This is a genomic window from Bacillus sp. R86525 (assembly GCF_042466195.1).
GTDB classification, from domain to species: Bacteria; Bacillota; Bacilli; order Bacillales; family Bacillaceae_G; genus Bacillus_A; species Bacillus_A nitratireducens.
Genome location: NZ_JAXHPX010000010.1, coordinates 122,993 through 146,172, shown reverse-complemented (window position 1 = coordinate 146,172; position 23,180 = coordinate 122,993). Strand labels below are relative to the sequence as shown.

Below are 23,180 nucleotides of genomic sequence, written 5' to 3'. Positions count from 1 at the left end.
ACAGATTAATTTTGAATCTCTACAAAATAGATTTTATCCTTATCGTAGTCACCATTCTCGTCTTTCACTTCATACACTTTTGTAATGTTTTCAACCACCTTTTTTACCTTGTTTTTATTTTTATAATCAAAATTTTCTTTTGCAAACTTAATTAACGAAAGACTTACTTCTTTTTCTTTTAATTGTTTATATGTTTCCTCATTAACAATTACTATTGGTGATGAAAAATAACCAATCCAATTATTTTGTTCAATATGTTGAACAGGTATCATTTGTCCATTTAAATTTAAATTCCCATCCTTTATTTCCTCATCTTCTGCTGTTTTCCTATAAAACAAGTTTTTTTCACTCGCTAATTCTTTTATTTCTTTTACCGGGGTTGAAGTCATTGAAGAACTATCTTTTTCTAAGGGCGTTCTTATAATTCCTTTTTTTAAGAATTTTTCAGCTGTAGATTTTGTAATTACCGCATATTGTTTCTTTCTAACAAATGGTTTATCAAGTTCCTTATCCATCTCTTCTTCAGTCATATTTCCTGCTTTTTCTTTCCATTCTTTCTTAATCTCTTCGTTCTGTTCGGTAGTGCGTTCTTCTTTTATTAATTCTGTGACCAATTTATAACTATAATCTGCTGTTTGTACGTTTTGATCTTTATACAGATTTTTAACATCAGATATATTTTCTTTCGTTCCTGATACCAAGATACCGTTTACTGGTTGTGAGGGGCCCTCTATATAACGATTTACCGCAAATCCTATACCTATAAAAATTCCTGTTACTGCTAGAAATACTATTATCTTTTTCATTTTCTTCCTCCTTAAATGCTGTGTTTAATTTTAGATTAAAACAGTAGTTTTTTTATATGACCAAAGATTAAAATACTACAATTGTTAATAAAAAATGATTACCTTCAGTATAGACGTCTTTTCTTGCTAATTGAATGACTCTTGTCTTACTATTTAAACTGTAATCTTACAGTTTAGTAAGATTACTAAATCTAACTTTTTATATGTTCGTGGCTCTAATCAGAATATATTTTAAAATTGTACAATAGAATAACTTTTATACACTTATTTCAGTACATACATGATTTTCAAATTTCTTGAAAATATGCTTCCATTCGGCCTTCATTCTCAATAATCTGTTTTTTAAAAGTTCATTTGCATGATTAATGCGAGTCCAATTTTCATTTCACATTTATGTATAAGATAACTTAAATATTACTATTACCGATTTTAAAAAGACGTAAAAAATCAAAAGGATTCTGTTGCAAGGTTTTTCAAAATATAACAAGAATAAGTATGTATTACGAAAATATGATGCTTAAGTAATTATTGTATGTCATTATATGCTATAAAACCAAAAGCCGATTTTGGTTTTATTCATATACAAAGAAAAGCATCTAAAAATCCATTTCCATACTAAACTGTTTTAATTTAGCCAATCAATGTGTAAAATAACTGTCATAATCTAAAATACTGCAATAATCAAAGACAAATGAGGAGAGATACTGTGGATAAAGTATTATTCGTTGAAGACGATAACGATCTTGGAATGGCTATTGAGTTTACTCTAAAAGGAGAAGGGCTTGAGGTTATAAGAGTTTCTACTGTACAAGATGCAAAAGATCAATACGAAAATAATAAATTTGATTTAGCTATATTAGATGTTGGACTCCCTGATGGAAATGGGTATGATTTATGTACCTATCTAAAAAAAAAAGGTGATATACCTATTATTTTTCTCACTGCACTAGATGAGGAGGCAAATGTAGTAATGGGCCTTGAAATTGGCGGAGATGATTACATAACAAAGCCCTTCAGGGTAAAAGAACTATTATCCAGAGTAAAAGTACAGTTGAGAAAAAAAATTAAAACAGCTCCTAATACTATATTGAGGTCTGGAAATATACAGCTTGAAGTTGAAGCGGCCAGTGCTTTTAAGCATGAGAAAAGTATAAATTTAACTCATTTAGAATACAAACTCTTATTAACGCTAATGCTACGTCCTCATCAAGTATTACAAAGAAATGAAATATTAAAAAAAATAGCAGATGAAAGTGAAGTGTTTTTTGATGAAAATACTCTTTCTGTTTATGTAAAACGATTAAGAAGTAAAATTGAAGATAATCCACAAAACCCCAACTATATAATCACACAGCGAGGTCTCGGATATTATTGGGATAAAGATGTCAGTAAGGAGTAATTTAATGATAAATAGAGAAATAAAAATTAATATACTTACATTAGCATTAATCTTTTTGTTATTTATTATATATCAAATTATCACAGTTCATATTCTATATGACCATTTAAAAAATGATTATATTACTATTTGGAGTGAAATTACCGGAAAACTTGTTGCACAAAATCCAGAAAATGAATATGAAATAATACAAGCACTTACAAATAATACAGCTAACAAAGAAATCTATTCCAGTAATGGAACAGTACTATTAAATCAATATGGTCTATCTGCTGAATTGGATTCAAGACTTTTTCCTTATTTAAATAAACATATATCCCAAAACAATTTGTACATGCTCTATGGATTAATAGGGTTCAGTCTAATCTTAATTTTTATGAATTACTTACAGTATAAATCTTTTTTCTTAAAAATTCGAAATGTAACAGCTGCAGCAAATAAAATTATCGAAGGTGATTACACCATTGATATCAAGGAAAATAGAGAAGGAGATCTAGCGAAACTTGCTAATTCTTTTCATAAACTGAAAAATATTATTAGAAAAAGTATGAATAATTTATTGGAAGAGAAACAATTTTTAATACAAACTTTACAAGATATTTCTCATCAGCTAAAAACACCACTTTCAACACTAACAGTGAACAACGATATCTTATTACAAGGTAAATTAAATGAACAGCAATATCATTTTTTACAAAATAATAATGCTCAAATTTCAAGAATAAGCTTTTTAATACATAATTTATTAAAAGTTTCAAAAATAGATGCTAGGGCAATACTATTTGAAAAAGAAAACTCTAATATTATTGATACAATTTATGAGGTCATTGCTAGTTTGAACAGTAAATTAAATGAAAAAAATATTAACATATATTTAAAAAACAATGAAAAAACATCACTTTTTCATGACAGTATTTGGATGCAAGAAGCTTTATTAAATATTTTAAAGAATTCCATTGAACATTCAAATGATAGTAATTCCATTTATATTGAAGTTACAAGTTCTCCTATTCATACTGAAATTATTATTCAAGATTTTGGTGAAGGTATTGCATCAGAAGATTTGCCATATATATTCGATAGATTTTACAAAGCAAAAAATTCTAAAAAAGAAGGATCTATTGGAATTGGCTTAGCATTAGCAAAATCAATTATCGAAGCTCATCATGGATTTATTAGAGTAGAAAGCCAAAAACATTCATTTACAAAATTTACAATAACTTTTATGAAGTATTAATAGTCATTAAAAATTTTTAATATCCACACTTTTGAGTATAATTTTTAAAAATTAATTAGCGTTGAAAAAAAGAAGAATGACTGTGGAGAGATAAAATTTTTCGTTTTTAAGATATTATGGGAACTTAGCTTGATGGGCATGGGGTAGCACCACACATCTATCAACTTAAAAATTTGGTAGTTCCTCAAAACGAAGAAATTTTTTATTTCGGAGACACTTTAAAATATTAGCCTGATAGACATGTGGTGATACCCATCAACTTAAGAATGGAAACAAAGTGTACTTTCATTTTGTGGGGTAAAGCATTCCTAAAATAGAAGCATACTCTTAATAATACGCATACCAAATAAACCCTATCGTTTTATTAAAAGTCAAGGAAATAGTAATGAAATCCTATATTTATGCGATTGAATATAATGTCACACATTTTATAAGGTAAAAAGGAAAGGATAGATGAACAGGAGAGTATACCTGTTTACATCTATCCTTTTTTACAAAAATATGACCACATTTACTACTACAACAAAGATTTTTACCACAACAAATTTTCATATAGTTATTGAACTATTTTTTGAATAACTAAATTAACCTCTTCGTTAACTTTAATTACGAATAAATGATCCTCTTCACCTTCAATTGGATTAACTCCATCTTCATTAAAAGATTCAGCATGTTGTCTACCATATCTATTAAACTAGCGGTTTTTATTTTCCCTGATTCCTTTCCATACCTAAGGTACCCAAAAGTCCACCGGATTCCCGAGGCTACCATCCACATTTGTGTCTCTGAAAAGACTTTTTGTGCCACTAGACGTAACTGTAGATTCCTGAACAAGCAAAATCATGAAAATACACACAAAGTTAGATTATCATCCATTACATTACTGTTTTGCTTCGTTCGAATAGAAAAACTCGGAAGAACGCCACTTGTTCGATATCTCCTCAATGTGATAAGGTGTCGTTCTGCAGCATCCACCTATTAAACGTGCGCCTGCTTGGTACCATTCTTCAGATTGAATATCCAACGCGTTACATTGTTCATGACCATGCCATGTTTTTGTTTCTGGATTATAAGTTTCACCAGAGTTTGGATAAACAATAATCGGTTTTTTGGTGTTTGCCCTCAACTCTTGGATTGCACCAGTCACAACGGTTACTGGCGCACAATTGATGCCTATCGCTACAATTTGTTCACTTTTCTCAAAAACTCGTGCACACTCCACGAGTTTCATACCTTCACTAATCTCTTTCTCATTTTTTAGCGAAAAGGAAAGCCACGCATATGTTGCTGGAAATTCACGCAATAATGTATCTAATACTCTTGCTTCTTGCAGGGAAGGGATCGTTTCAAATGCCAATAGATCTGCACCTGCTTCGATTAACGCAGACATTCTCGAACGGTGAAAGTCTGCTAATGTTTTATCTGTCACACCATAGTTGCCTACATACTCTGAACCATCTGCAAGGTAAGCCCCGTAAGGTCCAACTGATGCAACAACCAATGGTTTAGGCCTATTCGTTTGCGTATTTTCCTTCCAAAAATCATCTCTTGCCCTTCTTGCAAGCAACACCGTTTTCTCAATTAATTCCAAAGCTTCCTGTTCTTGTATTCCACACGCAGAAAAACCACTAATAGTAGCTTGATAGCTTGCTGTTATGGCACAGTCCGCTCCAGCACGAAAATAGTCCGAATGAACCTGATAAATTAGTTCCGGATTTTCTAGTAACACACGTGCCGACCAAAGGGGATCGTCCAAATTACATCCATGCGCCTCCAATTCAGTAGCCAATGCTCCGTCAAGAAGCATAATGGAATGTTGGGATAAAATAGCATCAATTGGGTTGATTTTGTTCGACATAATCTACGCCCCTCTTTTTTAGATTTTTTGTTAGATAATAACTTCCATAGCAAAATAAAATAAACGGTATGCCGCAATATAAGGCAATTCTCTGTGTTGGATCGAATGCAATTCCAATACACGATGCCAGACAAAGGATAAAAGAAGCAATTGGTACTAATGGATATAGTGGTGTTCGATAAATCAAGTCCTTTTCAGAATTTCCTTCTTTCAAAAATTGTCTGCGAAATAGGAACTGGGAAGCACTAATACTCATCCAAACTATAACTACTGCTAGACCGGAAATGGAAACAAGTACGATATAGACAGTATCTGGTGCCACAATACTTGAGAGCAAAGCCAACGCTCCACCCACCATGCTGAAAATGACGGCGTTGATTGGAACACCTTGCTTCGTCATTTTCCCAAAAATCGGGGATATCGTATTCTTATTAGCAAGCGACCAAAGCATTCTAGAAGAGGCATAAAGGCCTGAGTTTGCCGCAGATAAAATGGCTATTAAGATAACGAAATTCATTATGTCAGCTGAATATGGCACCCCAATTCGTTCTAGAACTGCAACAAAAGGGCTCTCTAATACCCCTGCATCGGAAATAGGTAATAACGCAGATAAAACAACAATCGTTCCTACAAAAAAGATGATTAATCTCCACAGAGTAGTTCGAATGGCCTTCGGTATCATTTTTTCCGGGTTCGCTGTTTCTCCAGCTGCAATGCCTATTAATTCTGTTCCCGAAAAAGCAAAATTAACCGCAAGCATGGTCATCATAATGGCCGTAGCACCATGAGGAAATAAACCTCCACTTGTAAAATTAGAAAAGAATGGTGCTGCTTTTGAATGAGTCATCGGAAGAAACCCTAGCATTGCCGCTACTCCTAAAACAATAAAAAACACAATAGCTATAACCTTTATCGATGAAAACCAAAATTCGGATTCGGCGAAAAATTTAACAGTCAGAACATTTAATACAAAGATTAAAATGGCAAAAAGAGCACTCCATACCCAAACATTAACCGATGGAAACCATCGCTTCATAAGTAATCCTGCGGCTGTAAATTCAGAACCTAAAGCAACAGTCCAAGTTAACCAATACAACCAGGCTACTGTATACCCTGTACCCGGTCCAATGTATTTAACTGCATAACTATGAAATGCGCCCGTTTCAGGCATATGTACGGAAAGCTCTCCTAAACATAGCATAACTAGATAAACCACTAGCGCACCAATCAGATAGGATAGAATTGTTCCAAACGGGCCAGCTTGTTGAATAGTGTAACCCGAGCTTAAGAATAAGCCAGTTCCAATTACCCCACCAAGTGATAGCATGACTAAATGACGTGCTTGCATTTTCCTTTGAAATTCTCGCCCATTTTTGTTCTCCATTTCTACTCTCCTTTAGTTACTATCCAGAAAAAACAAAAACGCACTCTAAAAAAGAGGGCGCTACTGACAAATAAAAACGGAAGCTCTCATCTATCAGGATTATCACCCGCTGGAATTAGCACAGTGTCTACTTAAGCAGACCTGTTGCTGAGGTTTCATAAGGCCAGTCCCTCCACCTCTCTGGATAAGAAATATTTTTTTATAACCTTATCAATCCATTCAATAATTGTCAAGATAATTCTGTTTTTTAAAAAAATTATCTATTATAGAAATACAAAAAATAGAGTATTACCATAACTGCAACCCACTCCTTCTTGGGTATTATTTAAAAATCGAACATACAAAACCTCATTTATTTATGATACGGTTCACAAGCACTTCCTCAAAATTTAATGCACTTCTAAATATCTTCTTACTTCTTTGGCTATGGGGTCACCATACATAACCATCAACTCAGGAGATTTTAATACCCTCCAATATCAAAAAACGTTATCCTTTCTAAACAAGCTAAATTAGAAAGGATGATGTTTTCTTATGAATCTCTCGATTCAAGATGAATTATTACCATTTGCAGAAGAATTACAACGATATGTTACACCTGTATTCTTAGAAGAACTTGCAAGATAAATAGGATTTATAAAGCGAAAACTTAAGTTTTCCGGATCAGAATTAGCTGCTATTTGCATTTGGATTAGTCAACGGGTGGCAAGTGATTCCTTGGTTCGATTATGTAGTAGGCTTCATGCAGCGACAGGAACTTTACTTAGCTCTGAGGGACTTAATAAAACTCCTGTTGAAGTTTCTAATTGACTACAAAGTTGAATAAGAGAGGTAGTAGCGATTTGTTGATATAACCATACACACAAAGATAAAAAATGGTGCCCATGGCACTTGCGTTTTCCTTTCATTCCGCCTGCTTCTATAGCTAATTGATTAAGTGTAGTGGGAGACATATATCGATATAACTCTTCAGCAAATAAAGACAACTCTTGTTTTTTATGAATATTCATAAAAAGCACGTCACCCTTTCTCATTAACATAAGAGAATAGTAACGTGCTTTTAACTTCAAGAATAGTCTAAATCCTCAAGTTGATGGATTTGTGGCGAGACCCCATCGCCATCAAGTTAAGGTTCTGAATCCCCCCTAAATGAAAATTTCATTTCTCTGTAGTTATTTATTTCAGAAGTAAGCTCACAGTTAACTATGCATCTTGTTTTGTTAAATAATAGGAACCACCTCCCGATTTTCGAGAGATGGTTCCTATTTATTTATTCACAATTCTATTATAGGAATTAATGGTTAACACGTAGTAAACAAAGTAAATTACACCATATGTTGTCATCGCGTAAACAAATGAAATGATATCTTGCTGTATGTCCATGCTATATTGTAATGATACCGACATTGTTAACATGGCTGCATTAAGTATCCCAATAATTAACGGAAGGAGAAATATAAATAATGTTTGTTTTGCTATCGTAGTCCGTACTTCTTTTTTATTTACACCTAATTTCCGTAAAATTTCATAGCGATTTTTATCTGAATATGCCTCTGTTAGCTGTTTGAAGTAAATAACACTTCCTGTTGCCACTAATAAAACTAATGCTAAAGAACTAACTACAAAGATTTTCATTCCTGTAAGTGCCTTTATTTTTTTATACTCTTTATAGAACGTACGCATATGAGTATCATTCTCTGCTAGCGTCATTACAACCTCAGATGTTTCCTTGGTTGTTTTTTCATCTGCTACTTTATAAGCTTTATATATGATTGGACTGATTTGTTTTGCAACACTAGCAAACCTTGCATTATCAATTACAATGTATAAAAGCTCAGAACCAGAGGTTAGTCTTATCGCTTTTTTTTCTAACTTGTTGAGCTTAAAAGTAAAATTACCCTCAGGTAACTGAATGTTGACTTTTTGATCAATAAAATCAGTGGCTGGTTGATTAATGTATTGTTGAAATGCTATAGCGTGCTCACTAGAAAGGTTTGGTATATCTCCTAATTTTAGGATTTTGTTCATTTTATGAAATCCACTTTCTGAAATCAAATTAACGGAAAGATCATTTTTATCTTGGAATGGTGCTGAAGTATTCCCTTTTACTTGAATAACCGGAATATCTAGTTGCGCTGTAATCGGATGTTCTTTGTCTTTTGAAATAACCCGTTTGATTTGATTGTCTGATGTTTCATCTTTTGAGAGATGAATATAGCTAAAAGGAGCTGTTTCATGAGCATCTTTTTCAGTAATTGAATACTCAGAGAAGCTCGCTTGAAGATATGGCAGTGCTACAGAAATTAGTAATGCGATAATTGTAAGCATAAGGGCATTTCCTTTTATACGATACAACAAGTGAGAAGTTCCAATGATGTTAATCCCTTTATAGTAGTTCGGTTTATTTTTTTGTGCACGCTTTAGTAAATACACAGTTAAAAAACGAAATAAGAAATATGTTCCAATAGCAATAAGTGGCATAGAAAGCATTATTGCCCCGTTAAACATAAACCAATAACTACTTACCAGTAAAATAATCGAAACTACAGCAGAAACAATAGATGCTTTTGGTACTTTCTCCCCTTTTTTCTCTGCTTGGAATAATTCAATTAATTTAAAGCGATAAATTAAAAGATACGATTGAAGGGATGTAAAAATTGTAATGACCGTAAATGTAATAGTGGTAGTCATAATTGCTTCCATTGGAATGCTAAAACTTACATCGACCGGAGCACCTACGAGTTTAAGAAGTAACATGATAAACAATCTGGATAATATGACCCCTAATACGAGCCCGCATACTAAAGTGATAGCCCCGATAATTACATTTTCAAAAAATAGCATTCTTGCGATGTTTTTTTTTCTCACGCCAAGTAAGGAGTATAAACCTACTTCTTTTTTACGTTTTTTTGTGAAGAATGCATTAGAATATCCGATGAAAATCGCTACGAATCCTATTAAAACAAAAGAGGTTTGTGACATTGTACCTTCCATATTATTAACGGCATTTTTAATTTCTGGTGTATACAATAATGAGTTGAAAGTATAGCAAATCACGACACTAATCACCATAGAGAAAATGTATAGAAGGTAGTTGTTTAAATTCCCTTTAATATTTTTTTTCGCTAAACTAAATAACGTCACTTGTACCACCTCCAAGAATGGACAATACATCTAATATCTTTTGGAAAAAATCTTTGCCGGAAGAATTCCCCTTTACGAGTTCGGTAAACAGAGTGCCATCTTTAATAAATAACACGCGTTTACAATAACTAGCTGCAAAGGCATCATGTGTTACCATGAGGATGGTGGCTTTATCTTCTTGGCTTAAATTTTGTAAGCTCTCCAATAAATCTGCTGCCGATTTTGAATCGAGTGCTCCAGTCGGCTCGTCAGCTAAAATTAAGCTGGGTTTAGATACCATCGCTCGTGAAGCAGCTGTGCGTTGTTTCTGCCCCCCTGAAATTTGATACGGGTATTTATCTAAAATAGAACGAATACCAAAGCGCTCTGAAATCTCGTTAACTCTGTTTTCTATTTCTTTTACATTCATTTTTGCTAGTGCAAGTGGCAGCAAAATATTATCTTTTACTGTTAACGTATCTAATAAATTGTAATCCTGAAAAATGAAACCGAGTTTATCCCGCCTGAATGCAGATAATTGTTCTTCTTTCATGTTTAGTATGCTCGTCCCATCAATCAAAATCTCACCGGATGTCGGCCGATCTATGGTCGACAAAATATTTAAAAGTGTGGACTTCCCCGCACCTGAAGGTCCCATAATCCCGACAAACTCACCTTCGCGAACAGTTAAATCAATATCATGTAATGCAGTAAACGTATTTCCTTTTGCTCCATACATTTTTTTAATTTGTTTTGCGTCTACTATTGATTTCATATATATTTCCTCCATTAAAGAAGTTATTTTTTCTTACAGGCTTTATTCTATATGGTGTAACCCTTCAATAACCTTACAGTTGTTTATGTTAACCTTACAGTTTTGTCACCTTAGAACAAATATCCCTTTTTTCTTTATTTTTTCCACTATAATGTGATATAGACGATTATGCCATCGTAATTTAATGCAGCAGTATGAACACGTAACATATAACACAAATTATCAATAATATACGATTTTGGGGGAATAACCATGGAAATTATGATTGTAGAAGACGAAAAAACGATTAGAGATATGTTGGGAGAGACAATAGAAAAATGGGGATTTACTACAGTAAAGGTAGAAGATTTCGACCAAGTATTATCAATTTTTCTTAAAAATAGTCCTCACCTTGTACTATTGGATATTAATTTACCAACATTTGATGGATTTTACTGGTGTAATAAAATTAGAGAAACTTCAAAAGCGCCGATTATTTTTCTTTCATCTCGTAATACACCAATGGATATGATAATGGCGATGAATATGGGCGGGGATGATTTTATTAATAAACCGTTCCACACAGATGTTTTAATGGCAAAGGTTAATGCGCTCCTACGTAGGACATATACGTATATAGAAGACATAGAGTTGAAAGTTATTGAACATGATGGAATTGTGCTCAACCTTAAATCCTACAATTTGTCTTATGAGAATGAAGCGATTACACTAACAAAAAATGAATTTATTATTTTAAAACTTCTCATGCAAAATAAAGGAACTGTTGTAAGCCGAACAAAGATAATGCGCAGTCTTTGGGCTGATGAAAGATTCGTGGACGAAAACACCTTAACGGTTAACATTGCACGGATACGCAAAAAATTTACTGACCTCGGTAAAGACGGTTTCATTACTACTAAGAAAGGCTACGGGTATATCATTTTATGAGTTTTTTTGAATATATAAAAGACAAACGATTCTTTTTCATACTGTACTTCACTTTAATGTTGTTTGTTTCATTAATTATGGTTGTAAACGATAGTCGGAATCTCGTTCTTCAAAATCTGCTCTATACTCATGTTATTTGTTTCCTCTCTGTAAGTCTGTATATTACTATAGGATATTATTACCGTAGGTCCTTTTACCTAGAACTAAATGATTTAATTGAGAGTCAGAATGAAGACTTTCCTGTAGAAATGCTTGAACCACAAAATTATGAACAAGCTTTATATGTCAAAATGATAAAAATAGTAAGGGACAATCATTCTAAGCAACTTCAAAAGTTGATTCACGAGAAAGTGGATCACCAAGATTTTATTATGTCCTGGGTTCACGAGGTAAAGCTTCCAATTGCCGCAAGTAATTTACTCATTGAGAACAGTACAGGAAAAACAGTAGATTTTCTTGTAGATAAGTTTGAGGATGAGCTGAACAAAATTGATAATTATGTGGAACAGGCTCTTTACTATTCACGGATTGACTCGTTTTCTAAAGACTATTTCATTACAGATATACAGTTGAATCAAATCATTAAAGAAAGTGTAAAGAAATATGCCAAAATCTTTATCACGAAACGAATTCACTTTCATATGGAGGAAGCGCAGAAATTCGTTCAAAGCGATAGCAAATGGCTTGCATTTATCATAGACCAAATTACTGCAAATGCTTTAAAGTATGTAAATGATGGTGGCGAGATTTTTTTCCGTTTTGAGGAGGATCATAAAGAGAAACGATTACTTATTCAAGATACAGGCATTGGGATAAAGCAAGAAGATATACATCGTGTGTTCGAAAGAGGATTCACAGGTTCTACTGGAAGAACACATACAAAATCTACTGGGATGGGACTGTACCTTGTAAAACAAATGGTTTTGAAATTGGGACATGGTATTTCTATTCAATCACAAGAAGGAAAATATACAAGGGTTACTATCCATTTCCCCAAAATAGGAAATTACTATCATTTCCTATGAAGAGTAGACCAGGAATGCCTTTAGAATAATCTTAAAAATTATTAAAGTATTTCTATATGTAAGGGGCCCGCCACATACCCATCAAGCTAAGGTTAGGTTTGCTATGAACTCTCATTCATCTTGCCTACATGTTTGATATTTTGCTTATTTGTTTTTAAAAATACGCACACCAAATAAACCTTAATCAGGGTCATTTTTTAAAATCATGCAGTTTTCTGCTTTAGATTGGATAAAGTACACTGATAAACGACACCTAAAATATCAAAGACTGTCTTTTTCTCATATCGATGGGGTTTCCGTCAGGATTAAAAAATGTAAAGAATTTAGTAGGCCCTTCTTCACTAATAGGATTTACTTTGACACCACGTTCAATTAACAGTTGGTAAGTCTCATTAATATCTTTAGGGATAAAGTTATAGTATTTTCCTACTCCAAAGTTATTCTCAGGAAATTTCATTGGTTGATGATTCACAGTTTTCACAAGACATACTACCGTTTGTGATTTTTCTTCAATCTTCATAACTGCAGCTCTTTCTCGATATAAAAAAGTTTAAATCCTAATTTTTCTTCATACCATTCAGATGAATTTTTTGGGTCTGTGACTGGTATAAATACACCTTCCATACCAGTCAATAATGACTGTGACATTCTATATCCTCCTTAAAAATCTTTTCCTTTTTTATTCGCTAACATTAAGCTAAAGCCTTCTTTTTCTTGCTCGGGCATCTGGTCCTTTTACTGAAAAAATTATAAAATAAATCCTCAGCACAACAATATTCGCGTTTTGTTGGTGAGACTCCAGATGAAATTTTTGTTTTGGGGGTACTTCAAAATCTTAGCTTGATGGGCATGCGGCTGTACCCCTATATAGCAAACTCGTTTCACAATAAGAAGAGGAGCTCTCCATAAGCCGTTTCAACGACTTATGAGGCAGCTCCTCTTCATTTCACCTTATTTTATCGATGGATCCAAACTGCACCTGCAGACTTGTCTTCTGATTGGCCTACTACTTCAAACTTTAATCCTAATTTCGGCAACTTACGTCCTGCATCTGGAATCGCGCTGTTGATATATTGCTTAGAATCATCAAACTTCGCAACTCCTGATAATCCTTTATAGTCAAAAATACCGCGAATTGACGAATTTACTCTCCATGCTGGCGTTTGATTAAATGAGAATGCTGCATCAGCAATTTGATAGCGCGTACTGCTTTTCACAGTCGGTTGTCCGTTTAATGTCCCTACAATTGCCTCTGGATGAGAATCTACTACTCCTAAGAATCCTTCACCTGGATGAACACCTACCCAGTTATCTGTAAAGCTTTGATCCGCATACCATACAACCATTCCTGTATTAAATACTGGGCCACTCGCATGTTGTAACGCCGTGTCAGAACCAGCGTAATTTCTCCACTCTACATAGTAGTTATGTTTCTTCTGTTCAAATCCGTTAGACACAGTAAATCCTTTTAACGTCATTGCTGATTGGCCTTCTGCATCATCTGAGAAAACAACTCTTCCATCTACAGTTAATGCGGCATTATCTAATGCAAATCCTTTGTAAGCTACTGCAATATCTGTTACATACTCAAATTGCAGTTTTACTTTTTTCCCTTTAAATTGGCTTAAATCGTATGATTTATCAACCCACTTACCGTCAGTTGTATCCATACCGCCTTTTACATCTTTTTCGCCCATTCTATCAATACGTATCTTCGTTCCATCTTCTATGATCGCATTTACATCAAGGAAATCATACTTCGCTTCAATTTCATAGAATGCCTTATAATCAAACTTTGCATCTTTTGCATTTGTTAAGTCAAATACTGGCGTTTCAAGTGTTGTATGAATGTTATTTCCTCGTGTACTGTAATAAAACTTCTTACCAAATGCCGATTCGATATTTTTAATATACTCGTCCGGCAAGTTGACACGAACGATTCCTGGTCGTTTTGATTTTGTAACACTTTGATCTAAATATGTTGCAACACCGACTCCCGTGCGAAGTTTATCATAATCTATCTCGACGATATTCGCCCAGTTACCCTTCATATTCTTTTGGAAATACTCTTTATTTTGTGGCGAGAAACTAGTTGGCTCTGTTCCTGCAATTTTTCCAGCCCAGCTGCCGCCGCTCATAATAGACCATGCCCCAACAGGTTCACCTTGTCCTGAGTTATTCGTATCGTATTCATCTGGTAAGCCTAAATCATGACCATACTCATGCGCAAACACACCAACCGCTCCATCTTCAGGCTCGATTGTATAATCGTATGCAGCCATCTTTCCGCCCCAATTCGAAACAGAAGATTTTGTGCCATCAATCTCATATGGCTTATATGGTTCATCACCAAGTGCTGAACGATGAGACCAAATCGCATCATCTTTTAATTTACCGCCGCCAGCTTCTTGACCCACGCCAGCATGTACAACCATTAAATGATCAATAATGCCATCTGGCTCATTTTTATTTCCATCACCATTTTGATCGTACTGATCATATTGATCAAAGTCTGCTAAATTGATCCCTTTCGCTACCGCTGCTTTTAATGCTTCTTTCACAAGATCACGTGGCCCTAAAGGACCTTTGTTATCGCGACCAGTTCCCGCATCCGCGCCATAATCTGAAGCTTTTCCTGGAACAGTAAGCCATTCCGTTACAGTTCCATCAACTGTGTAGCTACCACCAGATTGTTCTTCATAATATTGTTTAAATGTGTTAACCTTCGATCCATCAAATAACGTAAATGTTTCATCACCAAATAACATTTTTTGATAATGTTCACGATTAAAGTCCTTAGAATACATATATCCTGGCACTTGATCAATATTGTTATGCTTAAAATCACTAAATTCCACAAGTAAAACAAGTACTTTGTCTTTTCGAACAGCCCCATTATATTCTTCTTGCTTAGCTGGTGTAGTAGGTACTTTTCCATTTAATTTTCCAGGATTCAACCCTGCATCTTTTTCAGCTACTGGTCCTACTGCGGGCTGCTGCGCCTGTTCATTTTCCTTCATTTTTGCATCTTTTACTTTTTTCATAAAATCAGAAGCTTCTTGCGTAAGACTATCTCCTGTCAAGATTTCTTTACCAGGGTTTTCCCCTTTCTTTTTCTCAATATATTTTTCTACAGCCTTTGATGTCTCAGCTTGTGATGCAGATTGATCAATTACTCCCTGTTGTTTTAGTGCTTCCGCTAAACGTTCCACTGGTATTAAATGCTCATCCATTGGTATAGATGACGTTGGTGTCTCAGCATACGCTGCATGACTTCCAAAAGTAAAAGTACTACTTAGCACTGCTGCTGTTAATACTGCTAAAGGTTTTAATTTCTTTTTCTTTTTCAATGTATTTCCTCCCCAGTGTTTACAAATTATCGTTTTTTGCCGATAACAACATACTTCGGTTTTTCAACATTCTTTGTCTAATTTAATTAGAAGAAGACTATAAATTACGATAATTAGAAATGCTATTAAACAAAGAAATGGATATTCCTTCCTGTCTAATTAAATTAGTTAATTCATTAGTCGTTCCTTTAAAAGAAGTAAGTGTTCCATGCCTCATTAAACGAATATCATTCGGAAACCTAACTAATGTGCTTTTGTCATGAGAAACACTTGATAAGAAGTTAATATTGCATTCACAAGACATCCCCCCAATCATAATAATTATAAGAGAATTGAAATTTAAAATATAAAAATATTCAGAAAATAAAGTCTACTTATGTTATAAACAATACCTTTTATAGGATTATTTGTAAATGTTTTTCGGGAAATTTATTTACTAATTTACTAAACTCATTCCTAGCTACCGATAATGAGACGTTATGTTAACCTTGAATGTATATCCTATACATTCAAAAATCCTAACAAATCGATTCTTCCAAATGGTACAATTAGGAAAAGAGAAGTGAACAGGTTATAAGCCAAGAAAAACAGGTTGGTCTTATATCATCGGTTTAACATGGCTAGCAAGCATTGCATTACTTTGGGCAAACCTTGCTAAGTTGATTCCAAATCAGGTTACTTCCCTAAGTATCTATATCGTTATGACTTTGATTGCACTGGGAACCAATCTGAAGGGCCTTATCGGCTTAAAAAGAAAAAATATTGAGAGCAGATCATGTCTCCCTCAAAATGGGATAGGGTTTGCTATGCAACATGAATTTCATTAAATTAAGTGTAGGAGGAATTCGGATGGATGAAGTACCAAAAAATAAAAATAAAAATAAAAACCTGTTGTTATTGATTTATCTTAGTTTAGGATTAAATCTCATCACAGCTCCATTAGCATTGTTTATAGGCGGGATGACAACAGACCCTCCAGGCAGTACTGAACTTGATTTTTTAAAAGGATTTCTCTTCATTCAAGCAATACCACTTTTCTTATTGTTTATATTTTTGGCATGGTACTTTATCCGTAAGAATAAATATGCTTATGCTGGAATAGCCTTTTTTGTATCTGTTATCATACTAGGTACCCCTATTGTTTGGATATATGATATGTATAATTCTTTCGCTAAGAAGGTCTTTTTAATACCTGATGGTTACAAAGGATGTATGGGTGTCCTTTATAACATCAAGAATGCACCACCCCTAAAAATTGAAGATAAGAAAATTATATATCAAGTAACTAAAGATGGACTATTGAAAACATCATCGAATGAAAGGATTGGTAGGGAAAGTGACCTTGATTCTGGATGGAATAATGTAAAATACTATTATGTAGATAAAAAAGGAAATCAAGTTCAGAGGTTAAAAGAAGGCAAAGATATTCACAATACATCAGTATCATCGCAAGCTGGATTGACATATTCGCAATTCTTTATAGGAACAAAGAAAGAAGCAGAAAAACATCCACAATTCTCAATGTGTTTTAACGAAAAACAACAACTACAAATTGATCATAAGTAAGTCATTTATTCATATCGATGATTAAGAGGAAGCATCTGCGGTAGCCCCAAGTCGAGTATAATCCTTTATTAATGTGTTTTATACATCCAATCATATTTAATGAAGTGGTTTTGAAAGATGGAACTTCCGCTAACGATAATTATGTAAATGAGCTGTCCAAATGGATGGCTTATTTTATTTTTTGCTTAGCGTGGGGTTTTTCCAAAATGCTCGCGGTTCCCCATATAATCAAAAAAGGACAAACTCTCCAAGGTGAGAAGTTTGTCCAAAACCATGATTTCTTTGGTTTAATAATATAAAATTCAATTCCGCTAGGAATCTTTCGGCCTTTTTCATATCCCACTATTTTTGCATGAGAACCAACAATAGTGAATTAGAATAATGACTTAATACTTGCTAGGACAGTAAGGATACCTATAATAATGACAAATACATTGCTCGCTTTCCCTTTGTATTTAGCTAGTACAGGCACTTTACGAATTGCATACATTGGTAATAGACATAAGATAGCAGCAACTAACGGACCGCTAAGGGCATCAATGATTCCAAGAATACTTGGGTTTGTATAAGCAACATACCAGCATGTTAATACGACAAAAGTAAGAATCATTGTCTTAACTGTTTTTTCTCCTATATCTTTCCCACGTTTTTTACCGGACTTGATAATCATGTCACGCATTACCTCATACGCTCCTATATAATGGCCAAGGAAAGACTTTGTAATAGCCACAAACGCAATGATAGGAGCCGCAATAGTAATTACTGGCGAATTAAGCTCATTAGCAAGATATGATAGGATTGACAAGTTCTGTTCTTTTGCCACCTTAAGATCATCTGGAGTCAAACTTAAAGTACTGCTCCAAACAAAGAACATAACAACAGCGAATGTCATGATATAACAAACTTTTTGTATTTGAGCACACTTGGCATCAGTAGCATCTATTCCATACGTAGCTCTCTGTTTCATAACGAATGACGAAATCATAGGAGAATGATTAAACGAGAATACTATGATTGGTAGTATCATCCATATTGTTCCAAAATATCCTGTTCCAGTTGAAGCAGTAGAAACACTTGAAAAACTTAGCATTGACGTATTCCACTGTGGAATTAAAGATATTGCGATAAAAAGTAGAGAAACAATGAAAGGATATACTAGCATGCTCATTATCTTTACAGTAATATCTTGACCAAAATTTAGTATAGCGATAAGACCGAGTACTAATACAAGCGATAAAATGGCCCTTGGAGGCTCCTGCATGTGCAATTGATGCACGATAAAACTACTTGCAGTATTTGTAAGTGCAACCGAATACATCAGCACAATCGTATAAATTGAGACGAAATATACTATGTTAAAAATGATACTTGCCTTATTTCCGAAATACTCTCTTATAGTACCCGTAATCCCCTCATCAGCAGAATTAGAAGCGTATATCATTTTAGCAAGCGCCCTATGTGAGTAATACATAACTGGATATGCAAGTATGGTAATTAACAGTAATGATAATAAACCACCTGAACCTGCATTAATAGGTAAGAAGAGTACTCCTGCTCCAATTGCTGTTCCAAAAAGACTCAATGCCCAGGTAGTATCCTGTTTATGCCATATTTTAGGGTCAGGATATTTCTCATTTTTTACTGCAGTATTATCAGCTTGAAATTCTATGTTTTTTGCAGTATTCCCATTCATATAATAATTCCTCCTTGTGTCCTATTCTTACGTCTTTTTTTAGGCTTAAGAATACAGACCATTCTTAAAAAAATGAATTGCTTACAAAGTGCGCCACATCCTGTATCCCTCTTCTAAGTTAATCGAAAACGAAAAATTCGCGAGGCATCAACCCTATGAATTTATTAGCGCTTACAAAATATTGATATATATATATCAATATACATACATCTTTAGGAGAATAAAATTGTTCACCATTTCACAATATATCCGACAACTGTTTATTGATTTGATTGTTTCTCTCCAAAGATTTTATTTTTAATGGCAATCCCTGTAGGCGTGGCCGCAATACCGCCCAAACCTGTCTCTCTTAATTCGCGAGGCATCTGTCTTCCAACTCTATACATCGCTTCAATAACTTCGTCAGAATTGATGATATTTTTTACGCCGGCTAGTGCTATGTCCGCTGCTGCTAAAGCATTTGCCGTTCCGATGGCGTTTCTCTTTACACAAGGAATTTCTACCAAACCAGCGACCGGATCACACACTAAACCGAGTAAATTTTGTAATGCGGTTGAGAAAGCTTCAGAAGATTGCTGTGGCGTTCCACCCGCTGCTTCTACCGCTGCTGCAGCCGCCATCGCTGAGGCACTACCTACTTCAGCTTGACATCCTCCGTACGCTCCTGAAATACAAGCGTTGTTTGCGACTACTGTTCCAAATAACGCTGAAGTGAATAGAAAATGAATCATATCTTCATGACTTAACTGCAACGTATCTTTAATACTAAATAGAACTCCTGGGATTGTCCCACTCGCACCTGCTGTTGGAGTTGCACAAATAGCCCCTAATGCAGCATTTACTTCATTAACACCGATAGCACTTTGGATTCCTAACACCATCAAGTCTCCAGAAAGAGTTTTCCTATTTTCTCGATAGTATTTAATTTTAACAGCATCACCTCCGGTTAAGCCAGTTGGAGAAAATACACCGTCGCCCTCGATACTTTTATTTATAGCATTTTGCATAGTCGCTAAATTTCGTTCCATTTTACTCCAAACTTCTTCATGAGTAGATTTAGTTTGTTCAATTTCCTGTTCAATTGCTAATTCATAAATTGTCTTTTGGCTTTTATTAGCTGCATCCACAATTTCTTTTATGGCCATATACATATTTTTTCACTCCTTAATATAACTAAAGAATAATGAGATTGGCTTTATTTCTTAAATTTCCTAATTCCTTCTGAACATTACCAGGCAATAGCGTATCCAAAGCGAATGCATATAAATATTTCCTGTTTTCTTCTAAACTATGAAAGTTGTTTATTTCCACATCATATTGTTTAAAGATCCTGCGTAAGACAAATTCAAAGTCAGCTCTTTCAGAAATCGCAATAATAACTGGCAATGGCCCCTGCAGGTCTAAGCTAAACCCGTCAATTTCAACATGTTTGATTTCAATTAATCCACCGCCAACCGAAATCCCCATCGTTCTAATACTTCGATTTTCATCCTCTAAATATACATCTGCCGTATTTGGATGGCCAGCAGGACTATCACCTGCTTCTTCAATAAAGGTAATTTCAATTCCTTTAGATTCTGCTATTTCAATAGCATCTGGCACTTTACTGTCATCGGCAGCAAATCCTAATATCCCAGCAATAATTGCAAAATCAGTTCCGTGACCTTTATGGGTTTCAGCAAATGATTCATAATACCTTACCACGACTTTTTTTGGAAGACCTTGAAATAATTTATTGGCTACTGTTCCAATAGCCAAAGCACCTGCAGTATGTGAACTTGAAGGACCTATCATTATGGGCCCAATCACATCAAAACAACTTTTGTATTTAACAACCTTTTTTTCTTTAATAGATGCTACATTTATATTCATATAAGCACCCCCATAATTTGTTATTTTTAATTGCAGTCGAATCTAAGTTATTAAAATGATTAATTCAAAATAAGATCCATTTGATAACGCTTTCTTTTTTAAGTTGAATAAACTTCTCTTCTGATCACACACCTTTCGTAGAGTAATCGTATCAGTATGTTCAATTTTAGATAGTTACTTGCAAGGTCTTTAGAATTTTTGCACCAGAACTAGGTTTGATATTTTCTCTAGAGGTAATAGATTATCTCTCGACGCCCTCATTATAACTTGTATATTTATGAATATAATATTTTTTTATCTTCAGAAATATTGAATAAACAGAATCTTGAATGGATAATAAATTACACCTGGCATGTAGCAATTGTGTCCTTTGTTTGAAGCTGTATTAGTTAATAGAAATGCAAAAATGACACAGAGTTCCTTTCATTAACACATTGATTATATTGGAAAATCAGTATAAAGATACTTATACTTTCCTTTGTTGAAACATCTTATTTTAGATGTGAAAGCTGTTGCAATAAATGATTAATGTAGATGGAAAGGAATACATTAATTATTTATAAAACCATTTCGAATATTAATGATTAATTATGCATAAATATCCATTTTCAGAAAAAAGGAACTTCTTCTTATAATCTTAACTTAAAGTAATACTTTGGCAATATCCACTATTTTAAAAGAAGATTATAACAAAACATACTAAACTATAAATTATAAGTATAATATATATTAAAAACAGGCTCTTAACTATTCTATTAAACCAAATACCCCCTAATATGCATAGCACGGTGAATTATTAAAGGAAGTGCCTACTCAAATTATCAAATGTCTTTAATAATTTATTTATAAAGTTTAGAGCTTAGAAATACTTATTTGTTTCAAGGATAATCCTTTATTTACCTAACAATCGGGATATAGTAAGGAATGACAATTTTAAAATTGGCTATATATATTATGCACTTGAAATTACGAAATAAACCAACATTACGTTAAACGTTATTCATTTCATTTTTATAAAACCAAAAAAACCTCTATACTTATCGTATTACCCTCGTTAGTAAAACCTCTTAAAAAGGAACCTGAGGGCCCGTTTTTTCAAATTCACAATTGCACTTTTTATTTTTTGTAAATAAAAGGGAAAAAGAATCCGCATTACAGATTCTTTTTTTTATTACTGCTTTAACTTAGTGTAAACTGTATTGACCTGTTAACTGTTCTTCAGCCATTCGAACTAAGCGTTTTGTAATTTCTCCACCGACAGAGCCATTTGCACGCGCTGAAGTATCAGGCCCCAGTGTGACTCCTAATTCACGAGCAATTTCATACTTCATTTGCTCAATAGCACTTGCGGCGGCAGAAATAAAAACTTCATTTGTATTATTTTCGTGTCTTTGAATATTCATAATTGCACCTCCATCATATTTGTATATAACATGTGCCTAATTATGATATTTATGCATGGGTAAACTATTTTCTTCTAGTATTTTTAGGGGAAATCTTTTTCTCTTTCCCACATTCCACTAATTGAATTTGAAACACATACGAATCCTTAATTCATATAACATTCATATCTTCTAGAAATGAACGCCAAAACTCTACTTTTATTGATTTTTCTTGACCATTTCTTAATGTGTAGATCCTTAAATACTATATAATTAGCCCTCATCAAATGTTAAATAATACATCACAGAGCATATACATTGCATTTCAGTATAACTCAAAAAGAAACAGCCTGTGAGGACGGTTTCTTTTTGAGTTACTTTTTTAAAGCTCTACGCTTTCTTAGTTTTTCTTTAATATATTTTACGTTATGTATGCCTAGACGAATTGAAGCGAAGATAAGGTAAATCATTATAATTACGTAGACTACTAACCAACTCGTATAAATATATGTACCCTGAAATCCATTTTCAGTAAGCCAGTTAGTGACCCACATTCCACCAAAGTAAGCCGGGATTGTTAGCAAGCTTACGTCTTTAGGATCTGCCGCAAGATAAATCATTAGAAATAAAAAAGCAAGGGCCCTATCGTACTGACATTTTCAAGAATCATCATCGAAAATCACCTACTTTATGATTAATAATATAGTAACAATTCACTATATCAATTTAACAAGCGTATATTTCTTACATTTTCCGCGAATAACTTGTCTCGCAGTATTTCAT

15 protein-coding genes, 4 pseudogenes and 1 riboswitch are annotated in these 23,180 nt (G+C 33.9%); of the genes and pseudogenes, 6 read left to right on the top strand and 13 right to left on the bottom strand.

The genetic code is table 11. The annotated features are described in order from the left end of the window. Positions 1-5: 5 nt before the first annotated feature. Positions 6-806 (bottom strand): lipoprotein BA_5634 family protein, encoded by an 801-nt coding sequence (locus tag SJY24_RS30850; protein ID WP_377867434.1) that lies wholly within the window; start codon positions 804-806, stop codon positions 6-8. A gap of 706 nt (positions 807-1,512) precedes the next feature. Between SJY24_RS30850 and SJY24_RS30845 the strand changes: the two genes are divergently transcribed. Continuing rightward, a complete protein-coding gene (locus SJY24_RS30845) occupies positions 1,513-2,205 on the top strand; it encodes a response regulator transcription factor (RefSeq protein WP_000362054.1) in 693 nt (230 codons plus the stop codon). Between the two features lie 4 nt (positions 2,206-2,209). Then, entirely contained in the window at positions 2,210-3,442 is a 1,233-nt protein-coding gene (locus tag SJY24_RS30840) for a HAMP domain-containing sensor histidine kinase (protein ID WP_377867433.1), read from the top strand. Positions 3,443-4,322: 880 nt separating this feature from the next. On the opposite strand, the gene mmuM is transcribed toward SJY24_RS30840, so the two are convergent. Further along, positions 4,323-5,300: a homocysteine S-methyltransferase gene (gene mmuM, locus SJY24_RS30835; protein WP_377867432.1), complete on the bottom strand. Its 978-nt coding sequence runs from the start codon at positions 5,298-5,300 to the stop codon at positions 4,323-4,325. After that, positions 5,275-6,684 carry an S-methylmethionine permease gene (mmuP, locus tag SJY24_RS30830; RefSeq protein ID WP_377867431.1) on the bottom strand — a complete coding sequence of 470 codons (1,410 nt, stop codon included), beginning with the start codon at positions 6,682-6,684 and terminating at the stop codon, positions 5,275-5,277. Before mmuP ends, mmuM begins: the two co-directional genes overlap by 26 nt. An 83-nt stretch (positions 6,685-6,767) precedes the next feature. Further along, positions 6,768-6,875, bottom strand: a riboswitch (SAM riboswitch). Positions 6,876-7,218: 343 nt separating this feature from the next. On the opposite strand from mmuP, the pseudogene SJY24_RS30825 reads away from it, so the two are divergent. Next, positions 7,219-7,470, top strand: a pseudogene (locus SJY24_RS30825) (IS4 family transposase); the annotation flags it as partial. Here the strand turns inward: SJY24_RS30825 and SJY24_RS30820 are convergent. From SJY24_RS30820 to SJY24_RS30810, 3 genes and pseudogenes are all read right to left on the bottom strand, one after another. Next, positions 7,443-7,694: pseudogene (locus tag SJY24_RS30820) on the bottom strand (IS4 family transposase); the annotation flags it as partial. The pseudogenes SJY24_RS30825 and SJY24_RS30820 sit on opposite strands and share 28 nt — an antisense overlap. Before the next feature lie 256 nt (positions 7,695-7,950). Beyond that, positions 7,951-9,828 carry an FtsX-like permease family protein gene (locus SJY24_RS30815; RefSeq protein ID WP_377867430.1) on the bottom strand — a complete coding sequence of 626 codons (1,878 nt, stop codon included), beginning with the start codon at positions 9,826-9,828 and terminating at the stop codon, positions 7,951-7,953. Beyond that, a complete protein-coding gene (locus SJY24_RS30810; RefSeq protein WP_377867429.1) occupies positions 9,815-10,582 on the bottom strand; it encodes an ABC transporter ATP-binding protein in 768 nt (255 codons plus the stop codon). Before SJY24_RS30810 ends, SJY24_RS30815 begins: the two co-directional genes overlap by 14 nt. Before the next feature lie 252 nt (positions 10,583-10,834). On the opposite strand from SJY24_RS30810, the gene SJY24_RS30805 reads away from it, so the two are divergent. Continuing rightward, positions 10,835-11,509 carry a response regulator transcription factor gene (locus tag SJY24_RS30805; RefSeq protein ID WP_377867428.1) on the top strand — a complete coding sequence of 225 codons (675 nt, stop codon included), beginning with the start codon at positions 10,835-10,837 and terminating at the stop codon, positions 11,507-11,509. Next, positions 11,506-12,534, top strand: a complete 1,029-nt coding sequence (locus SJY24_RS30800; RefSeq protein WP_377867427.1) for a sensor histidine kinase — start codon at positions 11,506-11,508, stop codon at positions 12,532-12,534. The genes SJY24_RS30805 and SJY24_RS30800 overlap by 4 nt, the downstream gene beginning before the upstream one ends. Positions 12,535-12,820: 286 nt before the next feature. Here SJY24_RS30800 and SJY24_RS30795 read toward each other — a convergent pair. Continuing rightward, positions 12,821-13,182: pseudogene (locus SJY24_RS30795) on the bottom strand (VOC family protein); the annotation flags it as partial. A gap of 308 nt (positions 13,183-13,490) precedes the next feature. Continuing rightward, positions 13,491-15,884, bottom strand: a complete 2,394-nt coding sequence (locus SJY24_RS30790) for an immune inhibitor A domain-containing protein (RefSeq protein ID WP_377867426.1) — start codon at positions 15,882-15,884, stop codon at positions 13,491-13,493. An 849-nt stretch (positions 15,885-16,733) separates the two neighbouring features. Between SJY24_RS30790 and SJY24_RS30785 the strand changes: the two genes are divergently transcribed. After that, positions 16,734-17,450, top strand: a complete 717-nt coding sequence (locus tag SJY24_RS30785) for a DUF6843 domain-containing protein (RefSeq protein WP_377867425.1) — start codon at positions 16,734-16,736, stop codon at positions 17,448-17,450. A gap of 373 nt (positions 17,451-17,823) precedes the next feature. Here SJY24_RS30785 and SJY24_RS30780 read toward each other — a convergent pair whose 3' ends face one another. From SJY24_RS30780 to SJY24_RS30760, 5 genes and pseudogenes are all read right to left on the bottom strand, one after another. After that, entirely contained in the window at positions 17,824-19,143 is a 1,320-nt protein-coding gene (locus SJY24_RS30780) for an aromatic amino acid transport family protein (protein ID WP_377867424.1), read from the bottom strand. 260 nt (positions 19,144-19,403) lie between these two features. Then, positions 19,404-20,294, bottom strand: coding sequence for an L-serine ammonia-lyase, iron-sulfur-dependent, subunit alpha (gene sdaAA / locus SJY24_RS30775; RefSeq protein WP_377867423.1), 891 nt, complete (start codon positions 20,292-20,294; stop codon positions 19,404-19,406). Between the two features lie 22 nt (positions 20,295-20,316). After that, a complete protein-coding gene (sdaAB, locus tag SJY24_RS30770) occupies positions 20,317-21,015 on the bottom strand; it encodes an L-serine ammonia-lyase, iron-sulfur-dependent subunit beta (RefSeq protein WP_088037969.1) in 699 nt (232 codons plus the stop codon). A 1,184-nt stretch (positions 21,016-22,199) separates the two neighbouring features. Continuing rightward, positions 22,200-22,418: an alpha/beta-type small acid-soluble spore protein gene (locus tag SJY24_RS30765; protein WP_377867422.1), complete on the bottom strand. Its 219-nt coding sequence runs from the start codon at positions 22,416-22,418 to the stop codon at positions 22,200-22,202. 353 nt (positions 22,419-22,771) lie between these two features. Further along, positions 22,772-23,067: pseudogene (locus SJY24_RS30760) on the bottom strand (hypothetical protein). Between the last annotated feature and the right edge of the window lie 113 nt (positions 23,068-23,180).